Genomic DNA, 22,358 nt, shown 5'->3' with positions numbered 1-22,358 from the left:
GCTGGTTAAGCTTCCTCTAACGAACACAGTAACGGATGTTGGTTTTGTCTTGCAAACTGATTCACCTGAACCACTTTGGTTTCGGCTATCCCGAACGGGTAAACGCCGCAAACCGCTTTTCCCTGATGATGTATGGTCAACATAATGTCTGTGGCTTCCTGTTCATTCTTGCGAAAGAACAGCTGCAGTACCTCCACAACAAAGTCCATTGGGGTATAGTCATCGTTGTTCAGAATCACTTTATACATTGGAGGTGGTTGCAGTTCCTGCTCAACCCCTTCCTCCACACGTTCTATCTGTCCAGTCTTACCCATGATTCAATATTAGCCTCTCAACTTGGCTTCTACCAACACTATGCCCGGCCATGTCTCAAAGTACCGCTTGGCGGGCCCAGGGCGGTATTGCCCTTTGTCACACTATACTCTGGCGCGGCGGCGCTTGTCTAAGGCGTTTCTAACTCATGCTTATTTTTCAATCGGTTAAAATTGATTCAATATAATTAAAGCGAGTAAATATCCAGACACTTCCATTAAAGAAAAGATCCCAGTGGCAAACTAAGGTTCCAGCGAAACCATATGCGATGTTGTTTTTTTGTTAATTTCAACTTGACATCCAGCAACACTACTTACATTCTGTTATCTGAGCACCTGCTGAAGTGCTCAAAAGTTGTACTATCTTACTGGGAAGCAGACAATAGAAGGAAGTGGAAGTATGGCAAGCGGAACTGTTAAATGGTTCAACAACGCCAAAGGATTCGGGTTTATCTGCCCTGATGAAGGTGGTGAGGATGTTTTTGCGCACTATTCAACCATTGAAATGGAAGGCTACAGAACTCTAAAAGCAGGCCAACCTGTTGAATTTCAAGTTGAGAAGGGCCCGAAGGGTATGCATGCCTCGGCTATCTCTCCAGTTAAATAACCGGGTGAACAGAGATGAAAAAAGGCGGGGTCATCCCCGCCTTTTTAATGCCTGCTTGGCAACTGAATGAGGGAGCGTTCCCTCATTCAACTTTCAGTATCAAGCGCTCAGAAGGCGATTCAGGCTGGCACTTGGGCGCATAGCCTGCTCGGCTTTAACAGGATCCAGCTTATAGTAGCCACCCAGTTCAACGGCGGCCCCCTGAGCACCATTGAGTTCCGCCACTATCTGCTCTTCAGCGGCCACCAGGCCTTCGGCCAGAGGTGCAAAATAAGCTTTCAGCTCGGCATCCTTGTCCTGCTTGGCCAGCGCGCTGGCCCAGTACTGTGCCAGGAAGTAATGACTGCCGCGGTTATCCAGCTGCCCCACCTTACGGGATGGTGACTTGTTGTTATCCAGGAACTGCCCTATCGCCTGATCCAGGCAATCAGCCATCACCTGAGCCTTGGCATTGGCCGTCGTCTGGCTAAGGTGCTCGAGTGAGGCTCCCAATGCCAGGAACTCGCCCAGGGAGTCCCAACGCAGGTGGTTTTCCTCTTCAAACTGCTGTACATGCTTGGGCGCACTGCCACCGGCACCCGTTTCAAACAGACCACCACCGTTCATCAGCGGGACGATTGACAGCATCTTGGCACTGGTACCCAACTCAAGAATAGGGAACAAGTCGGTCAGATAGTCGCGCAACACGTTTCCTGTTACCGAAATTGTATCTTTACCGGCTTTAATACGTTCAAGGGAGAAACGGGCCGCCTTTTCAGGTGACATGATGTGCAGCTCAAGCCCATCGGTATCATGCTCAGGCAGGTAGGCATTCACCTTGGCGATCACTTGGGCATCGTGGGCACGATTTTCATCCAGCCAGAATACCGCCGGGGTGTTGCTCAGCCTTGCGCGGCGTACGGCCAGCTTGACCCAGTCACGGATAGGCGCGTCTTTAACCTGGCACATGCGCCAGATATCACCGGCTTCAACGGCGTGGGACATAAGCAGGTTGCCAGCCTTGTCCAATACTTTAACCGTACCGGCCGCAGGGATTTCAAAGGTCTTGTCATGGCTACCGTACTCTTCAGCCTTCTGTGCCATCAGTCCCACGTTTGGCACACTGCCCATGGTTGCAGGGTCGAAGGCGCCATGCTCCTTACAGAAATCGATAGTTTCCTGATATACACCGGCATAGCAACGATCCGGGATTAGCGCCTTGGTATCTTTCAACTGGCCATCCGGGCCCCACATCTGGCCGCTGGAGCGGATAGCAGCAGGCATGGAAGCATCAATAATCACATCACTTGGCACATGAAGGTTGGTGATGCCCTTATCTGAGTTAACCATCGCCAGCTCAGGACGGCTCTGGTAGACGGCGGCGATATCGGCTTCAATGGCCGCTTTCTGCTCGGCCGGCAACTTGGCTATCTTGGCATAGACATCGCCCAGACCATTGTTGACGTCCACACCCAGCTCACGCAAGGTTTCACCGTGTTTGGCAAATACATCTTTGTAAAACACCTTCACCGCATGGCCGAACATAATAGGATCGGACACTTTCATCATGGTGGCTTTCAGGTGCAGTGACAACAGCACATCTTCCTGGCGAGCGGCTTCAATTTCGCGCTCGAAGAAGGCGGTCAGTTCACGCTTGCTCATAACGGCCGCATCTATGATTTCACCGGCCAGCAACTCAAGCCCCTGCTTGAGCACCAGTTGGCCGCCATCATTTTGTTCCAGCACTATGTTGACAGTATCGGCATCTTTCAGGGTGACGGACTGCTCGCTGCCGTAGAAATCCCCTTGTTGCATATGAGCCACATGAGATTTGGAGTCCTTGCTCCAGGCACCCATTGAATGCGGGTGCTTACGGGCATAGTTCTTGACCGAAGTCGGGGCGCGGCGATCTGAGTTCCCTTCACGCAGTACAGGGTTTACCGCGCTGCCTTTGATCTTGTCATAACGAGCCTTGATTTCCCGCTCTTCATCGGTTTTGGCTTCCGCCGGATAGTCGGGCAAATCATAGCCCTTGGCCTGCAGTTCTTTGATACAAGCCTGCAGCTGAGGAATGGAGGCACTGATATTAGGCAGTTTGATAATATTGGCTTCAGGCTGGGTCGCCAGCTCGCCAAGCTCAGCCAGATGATCACCGATACGCTGCGCTTCGGTCAGACGCTCGGGAAAAGCGGCAATCACACGGCCGGAGAGAGAAATATCGCGGGTTTCGACATTGATGCCGGCTGCCTGGGTAAAGGTTTTGATGATAGGCAGTAGAGATAAGGTCGCCAGAGCCGGCGCTTCATCTGTCTGCGTATAGATGATAGTGGGGGTTTTATCAGTCATTTTCAGTCCTACGCTTTTTATAAAAATGAGTTGTTATAAGTGTTGTTATTCTTTAATTTCCTTGCCTCTTTCCGCCCAGGATAGCGCCGTTGTACACAGTCGATATAGATCCGGTTGACGGGCGTAAAAATTGGTTGCAGATCACAATTTGGCGAACATCATAGAGCATTCCAGCCAAGATTCAAATGCCACTATAGGCGAGTGCCGGGTACACTCGGATAAAAGTCACCAACCCACCCTGCCGCCAAGCAGGACATAGGTGTTACACTCTGGCATATCTCTGGCAAATAGTCAGAGTACACAGCTCAAGCAGCCAGGATATCTCAATGAATTCGCCAACCTCCCAACCAAGACGTAAACCCAAACGCCAGCCCAGTCACTCAAAGGACCCTGGCGGTAAAGAATTTGGCCAAGAGAAGAGTCAGCGCTCCACCAAACCAAGCCCCAACAGCAAGAGTTCCAGTAGCAAGAGTCCCAGTAACAAGAGCCCCATTAACAAGAGACAGGGCCTGAATAAAAAGCGTCCCGGTCCTCAAAACCCCCGCCCAAAGGTAACACCACTCTCGGTTGCAGAAACCCAGGTGGTGCTGCTCAACAAACCCTTCGATGTGTTATGCCAGTTTACCGACGAAGGCGGACGGCGCACGCTCAAAGATCTGCTGCCCATCGCCGGTATCTATGCCGCCGGTCGCCTGGACAGAGACAGCGAGGGTCTGTTACTGCTCACCAATAACGGTCAACTGCAGGCCAAGCTGACCCAGCCCAACAAGCACACCTTCAAGACCTACTGGGTACAGGTGGAAGGCGATGTCGATGACACCGCGATTCAAGCCTTGAGTCAGGGAGTCGAGCTGAAAGATGGCCCCACCCTGCCTGCAAAAGTCCGGCGACTGCAACAACCCGAATCTTTGTGGCCACGTAATCCGCCCATTCGTGAGCGGCGCAATATCCCCACCACTTGGCTGGAGATCTGTATCCGCGAGGGGCGCAATCGTCAGGTGCGAAGGATGACAGCCCATGTCGGGTTTCCCACTTTGAGGTTGATACGTTATGCCATAGACAATCTCAGCCTGGATACCGAGCAAGGGCAATGCCTGCAGCCCGGTGAATATCGAACTCTTTCTGAGGCGGCCATCAAGGAGCTTCTCCATGACTGAACGTTATCGCCCCAATGTCACAGTGGCCTGCATTATTGAGGCAGAGAAGCGTTTTTTGCTGGTCGAAGAGTTGATTGACGGCCAACAGAAATTTAACCAACCGGCCGGTCACCTGGAAGCAAATGAAAGCCTTATCGACGCCTGTCGCCGCGAGGTGCTCGAAGAAACCGGCCTGACAGTCACCCCTGAAGCTCTGGTGCGAATAGATCAGTTCAGCGCTTCCAAGGAGCTGGCCTTTTTACGTTTTACCTTCTGTGCTCGCCTGACCCAGTGTCAGAATGCCAAGCCGTTGGACGTCGCCATCAAGGCCACCCATTGGTTGAGTATGGATGAAATCACAGCCTTGGGACCCAAGCTTCGCAGCCCCTTGGTCAGCGCCACACTGGAGAGCTATTTGCAGGGACAACGGCTGCCGTTATCTTTGCTCAATAGCGCGCTGTTGTGATTAGCTCTGGGCACCAAGGCGTGATAGAATACGCCCCCGCAGAAACTGAGTGCCTTATGGCTGTTTGTCCACCCCAGCGTCGCGCCAATAACGGCCTGCCACAACCGGGCACAAGCAGCAGTTCTCTTTTCGGGCGTTCATGAATGAATTCAACGGTTTTAGGATCTATGACAGCTAACACTCCCAATGCATCAGGAAAAAAAGTCATTGTCGGCATGTCCGGCGGTGTCGACTCATCTGTTTCAGCCTATCTGCTGCTCCAGCAGGGCTATCAGGTAGAAGGCCTGTTCATGAAGAACTGGGAAGAAGATGACACCGACGAATATTGCTCTGCCGCCGAAGATTTAAAAGATGCCCAGGCTGTCTGTGACAAGCTGGGCATCAAGTTGCACACGGTCAACTTCGCCGCCGAATACTGGGACAATGTGTTCGAGTATTTTCTGGCCGAGTACAAGGCGGGACGCACGCCTAACCCGGACATCATGTGCAACAAGGAGATCAAATTCAAAGCCTTCCTTGAGTTTGCCGATGACATTCTCGATGCCGACTATATCGCCATGGGCCACTATGTGCGCCGCCGTGATACCGATGGTAAAACCCAGCTGCTTCGCGGCATAGATGGCAACAAGGATCAGAGCTACTTCCTCTACACCTTGAGTCACCAACAGGTGGCTCGCAGCCTGTTCCCTGTAGGTGAACTGGAAAAACCCGAAGTTCGCCGCATTGCCGAAGAGCAAGGGCTGGTCACCTTCAACAAGAAAGACAGCACCGGCATCTGTTTTATCGGTGAACGCAAATTTACTGAATTCCTTGGCACTTATCTGCCCGCGCAACCGGGTAAAATCGAGAGTGTCGACGGTGAAGTGATAGGCGAGCATCAGGGGCTGATGTACCACACGCTGGGCCAGCGCAAGGGCCTTGGAATTGGCGGCATGAAAAACAGCAACGACAATCCTTGGTATGTGGTCGACAAAGATCTGAAACGTAATGTATTGATTGTCGCCCAAGGCGGCCAGCATCCGAGACTCATGTCGGTTGGCCTCACGGCCAGGCAGCTGCACTGGGTAGACAGACAAGGCCCTGCCGATGGCGCAAAAATCACGGTCAAGACCCGATATCGCCAGCAGGATATCCCCTGCACTGTTTATATCCAGGGTGACGATGAACTGAGAGTGATCTTCGACGAACCTGTGGCGGCAGTCACGCCAGGGCAGTCGGCAGTATTCTACGACGGTGAAGTCTGCCTGGGTGGCGGCATCATAGAAACCCTGATTAGGGAGTAATCATTGAGCGAGCAATTGCATGACCGCACTATGGCATTTGCCGGCATATTGCAGGCAATCGCCCAGGTGCAATACATAGCCCGCCACGGGGAAAGCGATCCGCAGCAGTTGGCTGCGGCACTCGATGGCATTATGGTGACAGATCCCGAGAATATCGATGAGATCTATCCCGACAAAGTCGTGCTGGCCAACGGCTACAAGTGGATTATCAACCAACTGGGTGACAGCGCCCAGAAAGATGTGGAAATCACCCGCTATCTGGTCGGCATTCTGGCGCTGGAGCGTAAACTGAGCCGCAACCAGGCGGCTCTGGGGATGCTGTCTGAGCGCATCAATCAGGTGCATCGCCAACTTAGCCACTTTGCCATAACCGACGAGCAGGTTATCGCCAACCTGGCCAGCATCTACAGCGATATCATCAGTAATTTGGGGCCCAAGATCCAGATTTCGGGCAATCCCAACATACTGCAGCGGCCACTGGTCCAACATAAAATACGCGCCTTGTTGCTGGCAGCAATGCGCAGTGCCGTACTCTGGCGTCAACTCGGCGGTAAACGCAGACACCTGGTGTTTGCCCGCAAGGCGATCGTCGATACAGCTAAGAAAAGCCTCACCCTATAATAAAGCCAAGTTCATCAAGGAGCTTATAATGGATCTTTCCGCACTGACTGCTATCTCACCGGTAGACGGGCGTTATGGTAGTAAAACCGCCGAACTTCGGGGGATATTCAGCGAGTACGGTCTTACCAAGTATCGTGTTCAGGTCGAAATCAACTGGCTGAAACTGCTTTCCAGCTGCCCTGAAATCGAAGAAGTCCCCCCCTTCAGTGAAGAAGCTCTGGCATTGCTGGACAATATTCGCGACAACTTCAGCGAAGCCGATGCCCTGAGAGTCAAAACCATCGAAGCCACCACCAACCATGACGTTAAGGCGGTGGAATACTTCATCAAGGAAAAAATCGCCGACAATGCCGAGCTGGCTGCCATAGGCGAGTTCGTGCACTTTGCCTGCACCAGTGAAGACATCAACAACCTGTCCCACGGCCTGATGCTGACCGAAGCCCGTGAACAGGTACTGCTGCCATACTGCCAGAAACTGGTCGATGCCGTTAAAGAGCTGGCCAGACGTTACAGGACTGTGCCTCTGATGTCCCGTACTCACGGCCAACCCGCCTCGCCTTCGACTCTGGGTAAAGAGATGGCCAACGTGGCCGTACGTCTCGAACGCCAACTCAAACAAATTGAAGCGGTTGAGATCATGGGTAAGATCAACGGCGCCGTGGGTAACTACAACGCCCACCTGTCCGCCTACCCAGAAGTGAACTGGCATGAGCTGTCACAGCGCTTTGTCACCAGCCTGGGGCTGAACTGGAACCCCTACACCACTCAGATTGAACCGCACGACTATATTGCCGAGCTGTTCGATGCCGTGGCCCGTTTCAATACAGTGCTGATTGATTTTGACCGTGATATCTGGGGTTATATCGCCCTGGGTCACTTCAAGCAGAAGACAGTGGCCGGTGAAATCGGCTCATCCACCATGCCGCACAAGGTTAACCCTATCGATTTTGAAAACTCGGAAGGTAACCTGGGCATAGCCAACGCCTTGATGCAGCACCTGGCCAGCAAACTGCCGGTTTCCCGCTGGCAACGCGATCTGACCGACTCCACAGTGCTGCGTAATCTGGGGGTGGGTATCGCCCACTCGCTGATCGCCTACCAGGCCACACTCAAGGGTGTCAGTAAGCTGGAAGTCAACGAGGCGCACCTGCGCGATGAACTGGATCACAACTGGGAAGTACTGGCCGAGCCGGTACAGACAGTCATGCGCCGCTATGGCATCGAAAAGCCTTACGAGAAGCTCAAGGAGCTGACCCGTGGCAAGCGTATCGATGGTCAGCAGCTGGCTGCCTTTATCGACGGTCTGGAACTGCCTGAGAACGTGAAACACGAACTCAAGCAACTGACGCCGGCCAACTACATAGGCCGCGCCGAAGCCTTTGTCGATGATTTGAACTGATAGCCTCTTGGCTGTCGCAGGCGGTACTGGTTTCCAGTACCGCCTTTTTTCTCCCCGGGGTTTATGCCGTTGCAAGCGGGATAACTGACTGGCCATTGAAACGGTTTAAGGATTGGATAACAGATGACGAACACTTACCAGCTGACTCTAGACAGAGATGCCTTTGTTAAAGAGGTGTGGCAGCAACAACCCAAGGTGATCAGACAAGCCTTCAAGGACTTTGTCGATCCTATCGCCGCCGATGAGCTGGCGGGCCTCGCCTGTGAAGAGGAGATCTCCTCACGGGTGGTAATCACCAAGGGGCAGGACTGGGAAGTGATCTCAGGCCCATTTGAAGACTATGACAAGTTCGGTGAAGAAAACTGGCAACTGCTGGTGCAGGCTGTCAACCACTGGTATCCGGACTCTCAGGGTCTGGTGGAAGCCTTCCGTTTCCTGCCGGACTGGCGCTTCGATGACCTGATGGTGTCCTTTGCCACGCCGGGTGGTGGTGTCGGCCCCCATATAGACAACTATGATGTCTTTATCATTCAAGGCGAGGGGCGCAGACGCTGGACAGTGGGTGCCAAGGGCCAATACGCCAAGCGCGGCAATAACCCCAATACCCCTTTGATTGAGGACTTTGAGCCCATCATAGATACAGTGCTGGAGCCCGGCGACATGCTGTATATTCCGCCCGGTTTTCCTCACAGGGGCGAGACTCTGACCCTGGCACTGTCCTACTCAATAGGCTTCCGGGCACCGAGTCAGCAAGAGCTTATCAGCGAAATGGCCGACTTTATGCTTGATCAGGATCTCGGCCACAAACGTTTCACTTCGAGTGAAGAAGCCGGGCAACCTGCGCTGATCGCCAAGAGCCAGCAACAGGGGATGATGGTGCTGCTGAAAGAGCTGACTGAGAACCCTGACTATTATCAGGGCGTGCTGGGCAAATTGTTGAGTCAGAATCGCTTTGATCTGGATATTTGCCAGGGTGAGCCTATGAGTACCGAGGAGCTCAGAGAAGCTGCGGCCGAAGGCGCTGTATTCAAGCGCATAGGTGGGCTTAAAATTCTCATGCTGGAAAACGATCCCAACTGCCGGCTGTTTATCAATGGGGAAGCCTTTGAATTGCCGCAAGGCAGTGAAGAGCAGGCGCAATTTATTGCCAATCGCACCAGCATAAATGCTGCAAACCTTGAGTCATTGCTGGATGATGAGGCAATAGCAGCGCTGCTGTGTGACCTGCTAGAAAAAGGTTACTTCTACCTCAGTGAAGAGTGAGATTGAGTCAGTCTTTCTGTACTAAATAAAATATCAGCCCTGCTCTCGGCTCATAAGAGTAGCATTCTCAACCCATAAACCTGCAGAATGCTACTCCCTCACTCTTGATGGGATTGATATTGACTCTATCCCTGGCAATCTCTATCAGTCAGTTATTTTCAGCCCCACTCTTGCTATAAAAACCTGTTGCTGAGCGCAAAAAACTCTGGTTTTCAAGGATCATCAGAGTGTCAAACCAGTGAAACAAATCCCCTTTACCCTACAAATACTTATACAAAGCTACAGCCCAGGCTAAGTGACTGAAAGAGGAAACTATGTCAGAGCAACAAGTGACAGGAACCGTTAAATGGTTCAACGATGAAAAAGGCTTTGGTTTTCTAACCCAGGAAAACGCCGCCGATGTGTTCGTCCATTACCGCGCCATTCAAGGCAGCGGCCGTCGCACCCTGAAAGAGGGTGAGAAGGTCAGCTTCAGCGTGACTGAAGGCCAAAAGGGGCTGCAGGCGGAAAACGTAGTGCGGTTAAAATAGTTGACGGATAAAGTAGAGGGACGGCAGATGCCGTCCCTCTTGTTATGCCATAGCGCCATCAAGGTGCGAGACGATTAATCTCCCATCCACCATCTGTGCGGCTGTAGAGGAATCTGTCATGCAGCCTGTGCTCACCGCCCTGCCAGAATTCCACACTGGAAGGCACTATGCGGTAACCGCCCCAAAACTTGGGCAAGGGGACTTCGCCCTTGGCAAACTTGGCCTTCATCTCGGCAAACTTGCTCTCGAGTGCCTGACGAGCGCTAAGCTTGCTCGACTGTTTCGAGACCCAGGCCGCTATCTGGCTATCTTTCGGACGGCTGACAAAGTACTTGAATACCTCTGTAGCAGACAGGGCTTCGGCGACACCTGTCACGGCGACCTGGCGCTCCAGCGGATGCCAGGGAAACAGTAAACTAACCTTGGCGTTGACGGCAATCTGCTGCGCCTTACGGCTTTCCAGATTGGTAAAGAATACAAAACCCTGCTGATCAAAACGCTTCAGCAAGACTATCCGCTGAAACGGTTGGCCGGTTTCGTCCACTGTGGCCACCACCATGGCGGTAGGATCCGTCAAAGGTGCATCCTTGGCTTGCGCCATCCAGCGCTCAAACTGCGCCATGGGCTCGGTGGCCAGATCGGCGCGCCTGAGGCCGCCCTGGGTGTATTCGCGGCGAATATCACTCAAATCTGTCATTGTCTATCCTTGTCCCTGAGCCGGGCGCAGTGCCCCAGCGAAAGCGAACCCCCAGCCTAGCTAGGGGGGCTCTATACAAGAAGAAAAGCCAACGACAAGCGTTGGCTTAACGTAAAGCGGCTTACTTGACTTTGCCCTGACACAAAGCCCAGACATGCAGCATTTCCAGGCCCAGCGTCGCGCCCGCCAGCGCAGTAATGTCGGCGCTATCGTAAGCAGGTGCCACTTCAACCACATCCATACCCACTATGTTGAGGCCCTTGAGACCACGGATAATCTTCAGCGCCTTATCACTGGTGAGACCGCCGCATACCGGAGTACCGGTTCCCGGCGCGAAGGCAGGATCCAGGCAATCGATATCAAAAGTCACATACAAAGGCATATCGCCAACCCGCGCCTTGATCTGCGCCACGATTTCATCGGCGGTCATATCATTGGCCATGGCGGCGTCAATCACCTGAAAACCGTGGCCCTCTTTGGTGTATTCGGTGCGGATCCCCACCTGCACAGAATGGGCCGGATCGATCAAGCCTTCGTTGGGGGCATGATAGAACATGGTGCCATGGTCAAACTTGCTGCCTTCACTGTAGGTATCGGTGTGAGCATCGAAGTGCAGCAGCGCCATCTTGCCAAACTGTTTGTGATGCGCGCGCAGCAGCGGCAGGGTCACAAAGTGATCGCCGCCAAAGCTCAGCAGTGTCTTGCCGGAGGCCAGAACTTTGCTGGCAAAGTTTTCGGTGCGCTCGGTAAAATCGGCGGCATCACCACAATTGAACACCAGATCGCCGGCGTCCACTATCTTGATATATTCGCTGAGGCTGAAATCCCAAGGCCAACGCTTCTCTTCCCAGGCCAGATTGGTCGAGGCATTGCGGATAGCTCCAGGCCCCATTCGGCCACCGCTGCGACCGGTAACGGCCATATCGAAAGGCAAACCTATTACCACCACATCCGCATCGCTTTCTAGCGGTTTGAAATCCAGTGGCTGACGCAAATAACCAAACGCATTTGAATAAAGCGAGTAATCAGGTTTATCTGCTAAAGTGGTCATAAATACTCCAAAACTTGGCTAATGCCGATATTTACATGGACTCAGGGATCAGCACTTCGTGGCACATCTGCTGATAGTGACTGAAGCCAACATTATAACCCTGCTCCAGGGACAAAGAGCAACTTCCCAGACATAAATGTTCAGGGTAACCACGGGTGTCCAACTGGGCGTTGAAGCCGATGACATCCCAGCTGCCGGGATTGAGAATGGCCAGCAAACGGGCGAAGATATCTATCGGTTGTGCGGCGAGATCCAGATTGGTCTCGAAGCTGACATAAGAGCTGCTTTCCTGCGGTGTAATATGAATAGTCATATACTCTTTGCCGCGAATGCCGTTGATGGAATAACCAAAGGGCTCAAACAGGAAGTCATCAAACTGGAATCCGGGCAGCATCTCTTCCAGTGCCAGCAATTGGCGAACCCCGGCGCAGCTTTGGTTATCGGAGCGCAGATAGTCGGCCGCTTCACCGCGAATGTGATACATCAAAAGCTCACTGGTGGCATCACCGCTCTCGGCGCTGAAGGCCTTGTCACTGCAAAACAGGTAATGGTGATGGGAATCCAGATGACCGATACGGTACGCCACGCCGGACAGTTTCTCTCTCAGTGCCTGCAAGTCCTGCTCAAAAGAGCTGGCCTGCAGGTGCGACAGATATTCGTTTTTGCGCTGAAAAGTCGCAAAGGCTATCGCCTCTTCGCCGAGGGAGTCGATAAAATGCAGGGTCGAGCGCGCCAGTGTGGTGGTACCACAGGTCAACATTAAAAACCTGTCGTCCCAAACAAACAGACTCGACTCGCTGAGCAGATAGGCATCGCAATAATCATTGCTGACGGAAGAGAGGATTTCTGCATTGGCCTTGGCCACCATCTCTTCCCAGAAGGGCTTTCCCAGTGAGCGCAGCGAAGGCGTAGCCGGCGTCACTATCACTTCAATTTTTTTTTCTGAACCTTCAAAAAACATCTTTTATCTCTACTTGTTGCAGGCCCCGAAGGGCCTGCTGAATGCACCGACCTTATGAAAAATCTTCCAGATAGGTATAACCCTTAAGACCCAATTGCAGCTCTTCAAGGATCGAGGTGCGTTCGTCTTCGGCAATATGCTGATTCACCAGCTCTTCATAGGTGCGCATAAAGGATACGGCATCCAGGTTCACATAGCGCAGCACATCGGCCACAGTGTCACCGGACAGCACAGACTCTATGTTGGCCAGGCCGCTTTCATCGAGACGCACCACAGCCGAGTTGGTATCACCGAACAGGTTGTGCATGTCACCGAGGATCTCCTGATAAGCCCCCACCAGGAAGAAACCGATAAGATACGGGCTCTCGGCACTCCAGGCAGGAACCGGCAGTGTGGTTTCAATCCCCTGCCCGTCCACATACTGATCCACCATGCCGTCCGAGTCACAGGTGATATCCAGCATCACGGCGCGGCGCTCTGGCGCGGTATCCAGCCCGGTCAGCGGCAACACAGGGAACACCTGATCTATACCCCAGGCATCCGGCAGCGATTGGAACAGCGAGAAGTTAACGAAGAACTTGTCGGCCAGCTTCTCATTGAGTTCATCAATGATGGGCCTGTGATAACGGTTCTTGTTGTTCATCAAGCCCTGCAGCTCGTGACAGACACGCAGGTTGGTCTGCTCCGCCCAGGCGCGCTCTTCCAGGCTAAGTTGCCCAAGAGCAAACAGAGCGTGAGCTTCGGCCAGATCCGATTGGGTATCGTGGAAAATCTCAATCAGGGCACGGGAATCGGCGCGGCCGCGGATATCGCTCCAGGACTGCCACATGTTGTGCAGCAGCTGTGGGGCATCCTCTGCCGGTGGCTGGATATTCTCAGGGGAATAGGCCTCGGTACCAATAACATCCGTGATAAGTACGGCGTGGTGCGCCGTCAGGAAGCGGCCGGACTCAGAGATAATCCTAGGCACCGGCTGCTCGTACTCGGCGCAGACATCACTCAGAGCGCTGACGATATTGTTGGCGTATTCGCTCAGGCCATAGTTCATTGAGTTGTTGCTTTGGCTGCGGGTACCGTCATAGTCCACCGCCAGGCCGCCGCCCACGTCGAAACAGTTGACCTTGGCCCCCAGTTTTCTCAGCTCGCAGTAGAAGCGCGCCGCTTCACCCACACCGTGGCGAATATCGCGGATATTGGCGATTTGCGAACCCAGGTGGAAGTGCAGCAACTGCAGCGAATCCAGCATATCGGCACTCTTGAGCTCGTTGACCACCCGCAGCACCTGCGCAGCAGACAGACCAAACTTGGACTTTTCACCGCCACTGGCCTGCCATTTGCCCTTGCCCTGGAACGCCAGGCGTGCGCGCAGACCCAGACGCGGAGTAACCCCCAGCTCGCGGGATTCCTGCAGTACCATCTTAAGCTCGGACATCTTCTCCAGCACTATATAGACCTTGTGGCCCAGCTTTTCGCCTATCAGTGCCAGGCGGATATATTCTTTATCCTTGTAGCCGTTACAGACTATGACTGAGCTGGCCTTTTGTGCCATCGCCAGTACCGCCATCAGCTCAGGCTTACTGCCGGCTTCAAGCCCTAGTTGCGGGGCTTCTTTGCTGACCTGGCTGGCGAGGATTTCCTCAACCACTGTCTGCTGCTGGTTCACCTTGATGGGATAAACCAGCAGATAGTCCTCGCTGTACTCATACTTTTGAATCGCCTGATTAAAGGCCTGGCACAGGCTATCGACCCTGTGGTGCAAAATCTGCGGGAAACGGACCAGCACAGGCAGGTTAACACCGGCCTTCACCATGTCTTTGGCCAGTTCGTTCAGGCCGATTTTGCTGTCCGGATTCAAAGGATCCGGTGACACTGTCACCTCACCCTGATCGCTTATTCCGTAAAATCCCTGGCTCCAGTATGCGACGTTGTAGCCGACGCGGGCATCGTCAATAGACCAATCACTCATGTTCGTTAGCCTGTTATCAAAAAATGGGTTATGCGGTAACCGTCATCGCTGACGCGACCGCCTGTTCGACAAACGCCGGCAGCGCAAAGCTTGCCTGATGGATAGCCGGCGTGTAATAACGGGTGGTAATACCGGCCCGCTCAAAACGCTCTTCGAGAGTCGCCAGGCTATGCTGACGCGCCTCAAGATCATCGGTTGCCCAGGCAAAGGCCATGCTGCCACCCACATAGGTAGGCACGGCCGCCATATAGAACCGACACTCTTTCACATAAGAGCTCATGCGTCTGACGGTATTTTGCACTTCATCCAGCTGCATAAAAGGCACGCCGTTCTGAGCGACAAAAATCCCATTTTCATTGAGACAACGCTTACAGCCCTCGTAAAAGTCGGAACTGAACAGCACTTCTCCCGGACCAAGGGGATCTGTGCAGTCAGAGATAATCACATCAAATTTTTGCCGTGATTGCCTAACATAATCCATCCCGTCGCTGATCACCAAGTTGACTCTGGGGTCATCATAGGCACCTTGGGAATGGTTTGGAAAATAGCTTTTACACATTTCCACCACGGCGGCATCAATCTCCACCATGGTAATGGATTCAATCTGTTTATGTTTGACCACTTCCCGCAGCATGCCACCGTCACCGCCGCCTATAATAAGCACCCGCTTGACGTCGCCGTGGGCCAGAATAGGCACATGGGTCAACATTTCGTGATAGACAAACTCATCTTTCTCAGTGGTCTGGATGGCACCATTGAGCGCCATGACCCGTCCCATAGCGGCATTTTCAAAAATGCTCAGGTGCCACTGTTCGGTCTTTTGCTCGAACAGCACCTTTTCCACCTCAAAATACTGCCCATATGCCGGATGCAGTGTCTCGTAGTAAATATTCTTGGCTTGCATTTAACCTAAAACTCTTGGTGTTGAATGTAAGGGTGGACAAATAACCCGTCCTCGGCGATTCAAAAATGAATGCCGAGTGAATGTATCGTCGTAGATGGACGACGGGCTCAGTTGGGACTATTGGCCTGTTCGCGGCCGGAATTGATGCGGATTAACGTGAGATGTTTCAAGCCGGTATTGTCATAGCTGACAATGGTTGAAAACCTGTGTTGTGGCACTTGGCGAACCAGTGCGGCAAATGAATGGCTGTGCATTAGCTAAAACCCTCTTAACCCCGTGTAAATGGTGCTTTGTTCATTTACACGGTTAATGACTCGTGAACCATAATAACCCTGTTACTCACGTTTGCCTGTCAGGACTGAATGTACCTTCAAAACGGCGCAATTAAACCTTGCTGTGCCCCATAATGCAAGCACGAATCACAGTTTATCCAAGGCCTTGAAATATAAACTACAGTTGCGATGTTCACCCATGCCATTTAAGCGAGCTTTTTTCGATTTATATCAATAAATTGAGCTTTGAAAGCTGATTTTATCTGTTCAAGATTTTTTAAATACACAGGCTCCCTATTTTGATGCCCAGATACCGCTTTGGGTACCTAGTTTGCTTCAATGCCGCCCCCTTGGGGAATTTGAGGGTGAAAACTCACCCTCAAACAAAGGTTTGTTATCTTGAAACCTGGCGATTCAAGCAAAAATCGCAGCAGCTAAATAGAAGCTGGACAAAGTACCACGACGCAGGAGGTGCAGTAGACGCCGAGTGTCAGGCTGTAAAACAGCGCCCGAAAGCGTTTGGGCTTATATTTATCCGCCCACCAGGCGATGATAAACAACAGCGCGAGATACAAGAGTGCCAGCAGGCTGACGGACCAGATAGAGAACATAGGCAAAGGTTTTTATTTTCAGCTTAACCAGTTCTGCTGCAAAAAGCAGCGCTAACTTTAGTCTTATTTAAACTTAGGGAAGTCTGACTTCGACAGGCCCCGGCATGCCTTCAGTCAGATGCCTTGAACGCCAATTGCTGTGCAAGCCACGCCCTACAAAAGAGAAGGCCACGAGGACTTATTCGTACCTTCCCTAAAAAAAGGCACGGGCATAGGTGGGCGCAATCCGTTATAATCCGCCGCAGCTGAAACAAAGTTAATCAGGTTCAAAAACAGATGGCAGAAATAGGTCAAAGTTGCACCCTGGAAGTGGTCAAACAGGTTGATTTCGGGGTTTACCTCAACGCTCATGAGTTGGGACAGGTGTTATTACCCAATAAAGTGGTGCCCAAGGGTTGTCAGGTTGGCGACAAGTTGGAGGTGTTCCTCTATCTGGACTCCAACGACATGCCTATCGCAACCACTAAAAAGCCCCTGGCTCAGGTGGGTGAGTTTGCTTATCTCAAGGTGGTTTCCATTGGCCGGGTCGGTGCCTTCCTCGATTGGGGACTGGAAAAAGATCTGCTGCTGCCCTTCGGTGAGCAGCACAAGCAGGCAGAAGAAGGCCGCAGTTACCTGGTCTATGTTCACCGTAACCGCGCCGACGAACGGATTGTCGCTTCGTCCAAAATCGATAAGTTTGTCGATAAGAGCCCGGCTTGGTACAAGAATGGTCAACAGGTTGACCTTATCATTGCAGGTACCACAGATCTCGGCTACAAGGCGATAGTCAACAACAAGCATTGGGGCGTCATCTATCAAAATGAAGTGTTCCGTAAGCTGAAGTTTGGCCAAAAGCTCAAGGGTTATATCAAGCAGGTGCGTCACGACAACAAACTGGATCTGACCCTGCAAAAGGCTGACCGTCAGGAGTTGGATCAGCAATCACAGCGGATCATGAAGAAGCTGGCCCAGGCCGGCGGTTTCCTGCCCTACAGCGACAAGACCTCGCCCGAGGTGATCTACGCCGAACTTGGCATGAGCAAGAAGGCCTTCAAGAAAGCCATCGGCGGCCTGTTCAAAGCCGGAAAACTGCGCATCGAAGATGACGGTATCCACGCCAGTAATTGAACAAAGAACTGACAAAGCACTGGCAAAGAATTGAGCAAAAATAACGCGCCTGCCCTATTCAGGAAAGGCGCAGCCGAGGAAAACCGCGACATCTGCTCAAGGCTCTGATATAACTCAAAAACACTGAGTAAAATGTCGGTCAGTTGGCCGACATCTGCCTTGAATGGAACTGTCAATTATGTTGCAACTCAATGCCATCGAAGCCAGAGTGATTGGCTGCCTGCTGGAAAAAGAAGTCACTACTCCGGATCTTTATCCCTTGTCTCTCAACTCACTGACCCAAGCCTGCAATCAAAAGACCAGCCGCGATCCCGTGATGGAACTGAACGAATCTGAAGTGCAGCAAGCCTTGGACAGCCTGAGTAAAAAACGTCTGCTGAGTGAGCAATCCGGCTTTGGCAGCCGGGTCATTAAATACCGCCACAGATTCTGTAACACAGAATTTGGCGAGCTGCAGTTTTCCCCCGCAGAGCTGGCGATAGTGTGTTTGTTGCTGCTGCGCGGCGCCCAAACCGCTGGTGAACTCAGAAGCCGGGCTCAGCGGTTGTTTGAATTTGACGGCCTGCCACAAGTGGAGCAAACCCTGCTAGCGTTGAAAGACAAAGGCTTTATCCGCCAACTGGCCAGGGAGCCGGGCAAACGTGAGATACGCTTTGCCGAGAACTTCACCGAGCATGATGGTGTATCTGAAAGTTCCGGCGGCGCAGATACCTCTCAGATTGCCAATCAAGCTGCAGCTCACCGTGAAGGTGAACGCGAAAGAAAGTGCGAAAGTGAGCCAGAAACGGCGAGCCAAAGCCGGATAGCCTTGCTTGAGCTAGAGCTGACGACAATCAAGCAAGAGCTGGCTTTACTAAAACAGGAATTGGCCGAGCTTAAGGCGCAACTGGCATAATTGACCGTAAAAACGACAGCTACGGCTTGAAATAGCGGCCAGGCGTTGGTCTGCCTGGCCTCATGGTGTTAGGCTGGCGTCTTATCGGCAACCCAGTGCTTGCACCTGTCGCTGCAAGGACTCCATATTTGGAGCAAAACAAGGAACCACATGACAACTGCAACTCACAGCACTCATCCCGGAGGGCTGAAAAACGCCCTGCAACTCGCGGGATTTGAACTCTATAAACTGATTTTCCACCGCCGTGGCACCCTGGCGATGATAGCTTTCGCCCTGGTGTGGCTGCTGATCCTCGCCTATCCGGTCCGAGGTGCCGCCAGCTTTCTGTTGAACCCGGACTTCAAGCATTTTGTTACCGGAGCCTTCGGTGAAGGCACTCTGGATCAACTATTTGCCTGGCCGGTTGCCGAGCAAGCCGTCTATTGGGTCATCAGTCTCTACCTGTTCCCCATGTTCAGCATTCTTATCTGCGGCGATCAGTTCGCCTCGGACAAAAACCGCGGCACACTGCGCTTCCTCAGCCTGCGTTCGGGCCGCGATGCCCTCTTCTTCGGCCGCTTCCTCGGCATGATGTTGATCCAATTGCTGTTGGTTGCCATCACAGTCATAGCAACCGTATTTTTGGCCATGAGCCGGGATATGGCATTGGTGCTACCCGCGCTGACTTCCGGCTTGATGATGACACTCAATCTGGTATTGATCCTGCTGCCCTACACCGCCCTGATGGCGCTGTTCTCACTCTGGGCCAGCTCGGCCAGATTAGCCAGTGTTTTTGCGGTGCTTTTCTTTGCCGCCATGATGATAGTAATGGCGGTTATCAATGCTCAGCTGCCCATGCTCTCTTTCATCGGTTATCTGGTGCCCGGAGCACAGATAGATGCCATGCTCAATGCCCAGCCGCTAACGGCACTGTCAAGTGCTTGGTTGCCACTGCTGCAAACCATTGGGTTATTGGCAATAGGCCGCACCATGATGCAGCGAGGTGATCTATGAGTCTGATTAACTGTAACGGCCTGAGCAAACTCTACAGCAGCAAGCGGGCATTGGATAGCGTCGACTTGCAACTGGAGCCCGGTAGTCCCATCGCCCTGGTCGGCCCAAACGGTGCCGGCAAGACCACATTGATGAGCCTGCTGCTGGGTTATATACGTCCAAGTAGTGGTGAAATCACTGTGATGGGACAGCGCCCGGGCAGCACCGGACTTTTAGGACAGATCTCGGCCCTGCCCCAGGACGCCGCCCTGGATCCCGGCTTCAGCCTGCTGACTCAATTCAGCCTGTTTGCCCGCATGCAGGGTATGGGCGCTGAAGCTGCCAAAGCTGAATCCATGCGGGTGCTGGCGCTGGTAGGCCTTGAGGACGTCGCCAATCAAAAACCCAACTCTCTGAGTCATGGTATGGGGAAACGCGCCGCGATAGCTCAGGCGCTGATAGGCAACCCCAAGCTGGTGCTGCTGGATGAACCCACGGCCGGACTGGATCCCGCCAACGCCCGCAAAATTCGCGAGTTGGTAGAATCCTTGAGCGCAGACACTACCTTTATTATCAGCTCCCACAATCTGGATGAACTGGAAAAGCTCTGTGACAGAGTGCTGTATCTGGACAAAGGTAAACTGAGCCAGTCGGTCACCATGCAGCAGAGCAGCGCCGAAGCCTATCTGACGCTGCAGATGCAACACTGTGATCAGGAAAAACTGCTGGAGGCACTCTACGCCCTTGAAGGTGTTTACGAGGTCTCGGCCAAGGGCAAACAAAACTACCTTATCCGTTACCAACCGGAAAAGGACACCTTGGATATCGAACTGCTGCAGCTACTCAAGCAGAATGGCTGGCAATATCGCAGCCTGATGCGAGGCCGCACACTGGAAGATACCCTGTTCGACGGCGCAGCCTGACGCCTTTGAACTTAGAAGCTCTCTTTGATAAACAACAACCCAGCATAGGCTGGGTTGTTGTTTTAGGGGTATCCAAAAGCAGCCTCTAAGACACAGATTTACTGGTAGTTCCCCACATCTGCCACCGCATTTTCGAACTTCTGCAGAAACACCTCTCAGGGAAGGGAGCAACAGTCTGCCAAGGCTATTGGCGTCACTATGACTATCAGAAGTTCATCGTCAAAGTCGAGAGTGAGAAATTGATTGCGACATCACCCCCAGAGCTTATCGTCCGCTTGGATCTTGTACAGGCTCTCGGCTCTGGAGACCAGCAACTGGGCAAACTTGGCCTGGGTTGGGTCTTTGGTGGCACCGGATTGCACTAAGTTCTCGGCCTTGAGCTGCCAGGTCAGCGAAAAGTGACGCAAGGCTTCACGGGCAGTGGCTGCTACGCTGACATCAACATAGTCGGAAGGCAAGTCACCGGACATCACCCAATAGGTCTTGTGGCTGGGCTGTTTGGATTCGATTTTCCACATGGCTACATAAGGCGCCAGATAACGGCTTTCTGCCGGTACCACTTTGCTGGGGATCACCCCTTTCTCTGCAAGAAATTTATTGGCTTTCTGGAACTGTTCACGCACCCAAGCCTGGCGCAAGGCTTCCTGCTGTTCGGCGTTAGGCGGTGTACTTGTCTGTTCAGTCATAAACTTTCCTTTCTTCTTGTTTGTTTTTATTGTGCTTTTATATTCTGTATCTGTTCAACTAAGCCTCTGGCCAGCTTTTTCAGTACCACTCCATAATGAGACGACTATGGGTGGCTGACTTCAGCTTCCAACCAGCTTTACGTTAACGTAAGGTGGAAAGCAAAATTGCCAGATAGATCACAAATATTCTGCTCATCAGCTTTGTTGAGAGTATCGCTAAATGCTATGGTTCTGCAATAAATATAACAAGCGGTCGGCGGCCGCTAAGCGCCGCCCCAATAAGCACAGCGGAGAACAGACGTGGCTGTATTTAATCATGTATCATTCGACGAACATGAACAGGTAGTATTCTGTCATGACAAGGAAAGTGGCCTGCGTGCCATCATCGCCATCCACAACACCAACCTGGGTCCAGCCGTAGGCGGTTGCCGTATGTGGAACTACCAATCAGATGATGAAGCCCTCACTGACGTGTTGCGCCTCTCCCGCGGTATGACTTACAAGAACGCGCTGGCCGGTCTGGCCATGGGTGGCGGTAAGTCAGTTATCATAGCCGATCCCAAGACAGAGAATCGTGAACAACTGTTCCGCGCCTTTGGCCGTTTTGTTCACAGCCTGGGCGGCCGCTACTACTCGGCCGAAGATGTGGGTACCACCCCTGCCGATATCATGATTGCCCATGATGAAACCCCTTATGTGCTTGGTCTGGAAGGAATGAGCGGCGATCCCTCTCCTTTTACCGCCATGGGAACTTACCTGGGTATCAAGGCTGCCGTTAAACACAAGCTGGACAAAGATAGCCTCAAGGGCCTCAAGATAGCCGTTCAGGGCGTAGGCCATGTGGGCTATTATCTGTGCAAGCATCTGCATGAAGAAGGCGCAGAGCTGTTTGTAACCGATATCCATCAAGCATCACTGGACAAGGTCGCCACCGACTTTGGCGCCGTGGTGGTTGCCCCTCAGGACATCTATGCTCTGGACGTCGATGTCTATGCCCCTTGCGCCCTGGGTGCCACACTTAACGACACCACACTGCCACAGCTGAAAGCCGGCATAGTCGCAGGCTGCGCCAACAACCAGTTGGCCGAGCCCCGCCACGGTGAGCAGCTTAAGCAGATGGGCATCCTCTATGCCCCAGACTATGTGATCAACGCCGGTGGCATCATCAACGTGTCTTTCGAAAAAGACTATGATGCTGCCAAGTCTAGCGCCAAGGTAGAAGAGATCTACAACACCCTGTTGACCATCTTCAAGCAGGCCGATGAGCAGAACCGTACCACGGCCGAAGTAGCCGATGAGATGGCCCGCGCCATCATCAATGGTACTCAAGCTTAAGCTCGCTCATATTCCATAAAGGGGCCTTCGGGCC

23 protein-coding genes are annotated in these 22,358 nt (G+C 52.7%); 13 read left to right on the top strand and 10 right to left on the bottom strand.

What is annotated here, in order from left to right; genetic code table 11:
• Window positions 1-5: 5 nt before the first annotated feature.
• Entirely contained in the window at window positions 6-314 is a 309-nt protein-coding gene (gene clpS / locus CX651_RS09710) for an ATP-dependent Clp protease adapter ClpS (RefSeq protein WP_025011177.1), read from the bottom strand.
• A 397-nt stretch (window positions 315-711) separates the two neighbouring features.
• Between clpS and cspD the strand changes: the two genes are divergently transcribed.
• Window positions 712-918: a cold shock domain-containing protein CspD gene (gene cspD / locus CX651_RS09705; RefSeq protein WP_025011178.1), complete on the top strand. Its 207-nt coding sequence runs from the start codon at window positions 712-714 to the stop codon at window positions 916-918.
• Window positions 919-1,017: 99 nt separating this feature from the next.
• On the opposite strand, the gene CX651_RS09700 is transcribed toward cspD, so the two are convergent.
• The gene (locus tag CX651_RS09700; protein WP_101055838.1) at window positions 1,018-3,243 is read right to left on the bottom strand and encodes an NADP-dependent isocitrate dehydrogenase; all 2,226 of its coding nucleotides are present in this window, start codon (window positions 3,241-3,243) and stop codon (window positions 1,018-1,020) included.
• A gap of 326 nt (window positions 3,244-3,569) precedes the next feature.
• On the opposite strand from CX651_RS09700, the gene CX651_RS09695 reads away from it, so the two are divergent.
• The 7 genes from CX651_RS09695 to CX651_RS09665 all read left to right on the top strand — a co-directional run bounded on the left by CX651_RS09695 (window position 3,570) and on the right by CX651_RS09665 (window position 9,941).
• Window positions 3,570-4,400 carry a pseudouridine synthase gene (locus CX651_RS09695; RefSeq protein WP_101055837.1) on the top strand — a complete coding sequence of 277 codons (831 nt, stop codon included), beginning with the start codon at window positions 3,570-3,572 and terminating at the stop codon, window positions 4,398-4,400.
• Window positions 4,393-4,845 carry an NUDIX hydrolase gene (locus CX651_RS09690; RefSeq protein WP_101055836.1) on the top strand — a complete coding sequence of 151 codons (453 nt, stop codon included), beginning with the start codon at window positions 4,393-4,395 and terminating at the stop codon, window positions 4,843-4,845. Before CX651_RS09695 ends, CX651_RS09690 begins: the two co-directional genes overlap by 8 nt.
• Before the next feature lie 167 nt (window positions 4,846-5,012).
• Complete coding sequence (gene mnmA / locus CX651_RS09685) at window positions 5,013-6,128, top strand: tRNA 2-thiouridine(34) synthase MnmA (RefSeq protein WP_096141856.1); 1,116 nt, start codon at window positions 5,013-5,015, stop codon at window positions 6,126-6,128.
• A gap of 3 nt (window positions 6,129-6,131) precedes the next feature.
• Window positions 6,132-6,749 carry a high frequency lysogenization protein HflD gene (hflD, locus tag CX651_RS09680; protein WP_028781430.1) on the top strand — a complete coding sequence of 206 codons (618 nt, stop codon included), beginning with the start codon at window positions 6,132-6,134 and terminating at the stop codon, window positions 6,747-6,749.
• A 28-nt stretch (window positions 6,750-6,777) separates the two neighbouring features.
• Complete coding sequence (gene purB / locus CX651_RS09675; RefSeq protein WP_096141855.1) at window positions 6,778-8,148, top strand: adenylosuccinate lyase; 1,371 nt, start codon at window positions 6,778-6,780, stop codon at window positions 8,146-8,148.
• 123 nt (window positions 8,149-8,271) lie between these two features.
• Window positions 8,272-9,411 (top strand): ribosomal protein uL16 3-hydroxylase, encoded by a 1,140-nt coding sequence (locus CX651_RS09670; protein WP_101055835.1) that lies wholly within the window; start codon window positions 8,272-8,274, stop codon window positions 9,409-9,411.
• 314 nt (window positions 9,412-9,725) lie between these two features.
• Complete coding sequence (locus CX651_RS09665; protein ID WP_025009621.1) at window positions 9,726-9,941, top strand: cold-shock protein; 216 nt, start codon at window positions 9,726-9,728, stop codon at window positions 9,939-9,941.
• A gap of 58 nt (window positions 9,942-9,999) precedes the next feature.
• Here CX651_RS09665 and pdxH read toward each other — a convergent pair whose 3' ends face one another.
• The 7 genes from pdxH to CX651_RS19840 form a co-directional block, all read right to left on the bottom strand.
• Entirely contained in the window at window positions 10,000-10,638 is a 639-nt protein-coding gene (gene pdxH / locus CX651_RS09660; RefSeq protein WP_101055834.1) for a pyridoxamine 5'-phosphate oxidase, read from the bottom strand.
• A gap of 121 nt (window positions 10,639-10,759) precedes the next feature.
• Window positions 10,760-11,689, bottom strand: a complete 930-nt coding sequence (speB, locus tag CX651_RS09655) for an agmatinase (protein ID WP_039033398.1) — start codon at window positions 11,687-11,689, stop codon at window positions 10,760-10,762.
• Between the two features lie 31 nt (window positions 11,690-11,720).
• On the bottom strand, window positions 11,721-12,650 hold the full coding sequence (locus CX651_RS09650) for an adenosylmethionine decarboxylase (RefSeq protein ID WP_044734378.1): 930 nt from the start codon (window positions 12,648-12,650) through the stop codon (window positions 11,721-11,723).
• Between the two features lie 52 nt (window positions 12,651-12,702).
• Window positions 12,703-14,616, bottom strand: coding sequence for a biosynthetic arginine decarboxylase (gene speA / locus CX651_RS09645; protein ID WP_025888969.1), 1,914 nt, complete (start codon window positions 14,614-14,616; stop codon window positions 12,703-12,705).
• Between the two features lie 28 nt (window positions 14,617-14,644).
• Window positions 14,645-15,520 (bottom strand): polyamine aminopropyltransferase, encoded by an 876-nt coding sequence (gene speE, locus CX651_RS09640; RefSeq protein ID WP_101055833.1) that lies wholly within the window; start codon window positions 15,518-15,520, stop codon window positions 14,645-14,647.
• A gap of 107 nt (window positions 15,521-15,627) precedes the next feature.
• Entirely contained in the window at window positions 15,628-15,774 is a 147-nt protein-coding gene (locus CX651_RS19965; RefSeq protein WP_093983023.1) for a hypothetical protein, read from the bottom strand.
• 452 nt (window positions 15,775-16,226) lie between these two features.
• Window positions 16,227-16,403 carry a hypothetical protein gene (locus CX651_RS19840; protein WP_157822676.1) on the bottom strand — a complete coding sequence of 59 codons (177 nt, stop codon included), beginning with the start codon at window positions 16,401-16,403 and terminating at the stop codon, window positions 16,227-16,229.
• A gap of 276 nt (window positions 16,404-16,679) precedes the next feature.
• Between CX651_RS19840 and CX651_RS09630 the strand changes: the two genes are divergently transcribed.
• The 4 genes from CX651_RS09630 to CX651_RS09615 all read left to right on the top strand — a co-directional run bounded on the left by CX651_RS09630 (window position 16,680) and on the right by CX651_RS09615 (window position 20,303).
• The gene (locus CX651_RS09630) at window positions 16,680-17,513 is read left to right on the top strand and encodes a CvfB family protein (RefSeq protein WP_101055831.1); all 834 of its coding nucleotides are present in this window, start codon (window positions 16,680-16,682) and stop codon (window positions 17,511-17,513) included.
• Window positions 17,514-17,691: 178 nt separating this feature from the next.
• Window positions 17,692-18,408 carry a YceH family protein gene (locus CX651_RS09625; RefSeq protein WP_371872573.1) on the top strand — a complete coding sequence of 239 codons (717 nt, stop codon included), beginning with the start codon at window positions 17,692-17,694 and terminating at the stop codon, window positions 18,406-18,408.
• A 150-nt stretch (window positions 18,409-18,558) separates the two neighbouring features.
• Window positions 18,559-19,401 (top strand): ABC transporter permease subunit, encoded by an 843-nt coding sequence (locus CX651_RS09620; protein WP_044734371.1) that lies wholly within the window; start codon window positions 18,559-18,561, stop codon window positions 19,399-19,401.
• Window positions 19,398-20,303 carry an ABC transporter ATP-binding protein gene (locus CX651_RS09615; RefSeq protein ID WP_101055830.1) on the top strand — a complete coding sequence of 302 codons (906 nt, stop codon included), beginning with the start codon at window positions 19,398-19,400 and terminating at the stop codon, window positions 20,301-20,303. Before CX651_RS09620 ends, CX651_RS09615 begins: the two co-directional genes overlap by 4 nt.
• Before the next feature lie 251 nt (window positions 20,304-20,554).
• Here the strand turns inward: CX651_RS09615 and CX651_RS09610 are convergent, their stop codons facing one another.
• Window positions 20,555-20,989 (bottom strand): DUF4826 family protein, encoded by a 435-nt coding sequence (locus CX651_RS09610; RefSeq protein ID WP_101055829.1) that lies wholly within the window; start codon window positions 20,987-20,989, stop codon window positions 20,555-20,557.
• Between the two features lie 300 nt (window positions 20,990-21,289).
• Between CX651_RS09610 and CX651_RS09605 the strand changes: the two genes are divergently transcribed.
• Window positions 21,290-22,324 (top strand): Glu/Leu/Phe/Val dehydrogenase dimerization domain-containing protein, encoded by a 1,035-nt coding sequence (locus tag CX651_RS09605; RefSeq protein WP_101055828.1) that lies wholly within the window; start codon window positions 21,290-21,292, stop codon window positions 22,322-22,324.
• Window positions 22,325-22,358: the final 34 nt, after the last annotated feature.

The organism is Shewanella chilikensis, assembly GCF_002836945.1.
GTDB lineage: Bacteria > Pseudomonadota > Gammaproteobacteria > Enterobacterales > Shewanellaceae > Shewanella > Shewanella chilikensis.
This window is presented reverse-complemented; position numbering and strand designations above follow the sequence as displayed.

What these genes read in the sequence shown, in the direction of transcription:
- CX651_RS19965 (WP_093983023.1), bottom strand. Translation starts at nt 15,774, where the DNA reads ATGCACAGCCATTCATTTGCCGCACTGGTTCGCCAAGTGCCACAACAC.
- speB (WP_039033398.1), bottom strand. Translation starts at nt 11,689, where the DNA reads ATGACCACTTTAGCAGATAAACCTGATTACTCGCTTTATTCAAATGCG.
- speE (WP_101055833.1), bottom strand. Translation starts at nt 15,520, where the DNA reads ATGCAAGCCAAGAATATTTACTACGAGACACTGCATCCGGCATATGGG.
- speA (WP_025888969.1), bottom strand. Translation starts at nt 14,616, where the DNA reads ATGAGTGATTGGTCTATTGACGATGCCCGCGTCGGCTACAACGTCGCA.
- purB (WP_096141855.1), top strand. Translation starts at nt 6,778, where the DNA reads ATGGATCTTTCCGCACTGACTGCTATCTCACCGGTAGACGGGCGTTAT.
- CX651_RS09690 (WP_101055836.1), top strand. Translation starts at nt 4,393, where the DNA reads ATGACTGAACGTTATCGCCCCAATGTCACAGTGGCCTGCATTATTGAG.
- CX651_RS09620 (WP_044734371.1), top strand. Translation starts at nt 18,559, where the DNA reads ATGACAACTGCAACTCACAGCACTCATCCCGGAGGGCTGAAAAACGCC.
- CX651_RS09695 (WP_101055837.1), top strand. Translation starts at nt 3,570, where the DNA reads ATGAATTCGCCAACCTCCCAACCAAGACGTAAACCCAAACGCCAGCCC.
- CX651_RS09630 (WP_101055831.1), top strand. Translation starts at nt 16,680, where the DNA reads ATGGCAGAAATAGGTCAAAGTTGCACCCTGGAAGTGGTCAAACAGGTT.
- mnmA (WP_096141856.1), top strand. Translation starts at nt 5,013, where the DNA reads ATGACAGCTAACACTCCCAATGCATCAGGAAAAAAAGTCATTGTCGGC.
- CX651_RS09650 (WP_044734378.1), bottom strand. Translation starts at nt 12,650, where the DNA reads ATGTTTTTTGAAGGTTCAGAAAAAAAAATTGAAGTGATAGTGACGCCG.
- CX651_RS09665 (WP_025009621.1), top strand. Translation starts at nt 9,726, where the DNA reads ATGTCAGAGCAACAAGTGACAGGAACCGTTAAATGGTTCAACGATGAA.
- CX651_RS09700 (WP_101055838.1), bottom strand. Translation starts at nt 3,243, where the DNA reads ATGACTGATAAAACCCCCACTATCATCTATACGCAGACAGATGAAGCG.
- CX651_RS09625 (WP_371872573.1), top strand. Translation starts at nt 17,692, where the DNA reads ATGTTGCAACTCAATGCCATCGAAGCCAGAGTGATTGGCTGCCTGCTG.
- cspD (WP_025011178.1), top strand. Translation starts at nt 712, where the DNA reads ATGGCAAGCGGAACTGTTAAATGGTTCAACAACGCCAAAGGATTCGGG.
- CX651_RS09610 (WP_101055829.1), bottom strand. Translation starts at nt 20,989, where the DNA reads ATGACTGAACAGACAAGTACACCGCCTAACGCCGAACAGCAGGAAGCC.
- pdxH (WP_101055834.1), bottom strand. Translation starts at nt 10,638, where the DNA reads ATGACAGATTTGAGTGATATTCGCCGCGAATACACCCAGGGCGGCCTC.
- CX651_RS09615 (WP_101055830.1), top strand. Translation starts at nt 19,398, where the DNA reads ATGAGTCTGATTAACTGTAACGGCCTGAGCAAACTCTACAGCAGCAAG.
- CX651_RS09670 (WP_101055835.1), top strand. Translation starts at nt 8,272, where the DNA reads ATGACGAACACTTACCAGCTGACTCTAGACAGAGATGCCTTTGTTAAA.
- clpS (WP_025011177.1), bottom strand. Translation starts at nt 314, where the DNA reads ATGGGTAAGACTGGACAGATAGAACGTGTGGAGGAAGGGGTTGAGCAG.
- CX651_RS19840 (WP_157822676.1), bottom strand. Translation starts at nt 16,403, where the DNA reads ATGTTCTCTATCTGGTCCGTCAGCCTGCTGGCACTCTTGTATCTCGCG.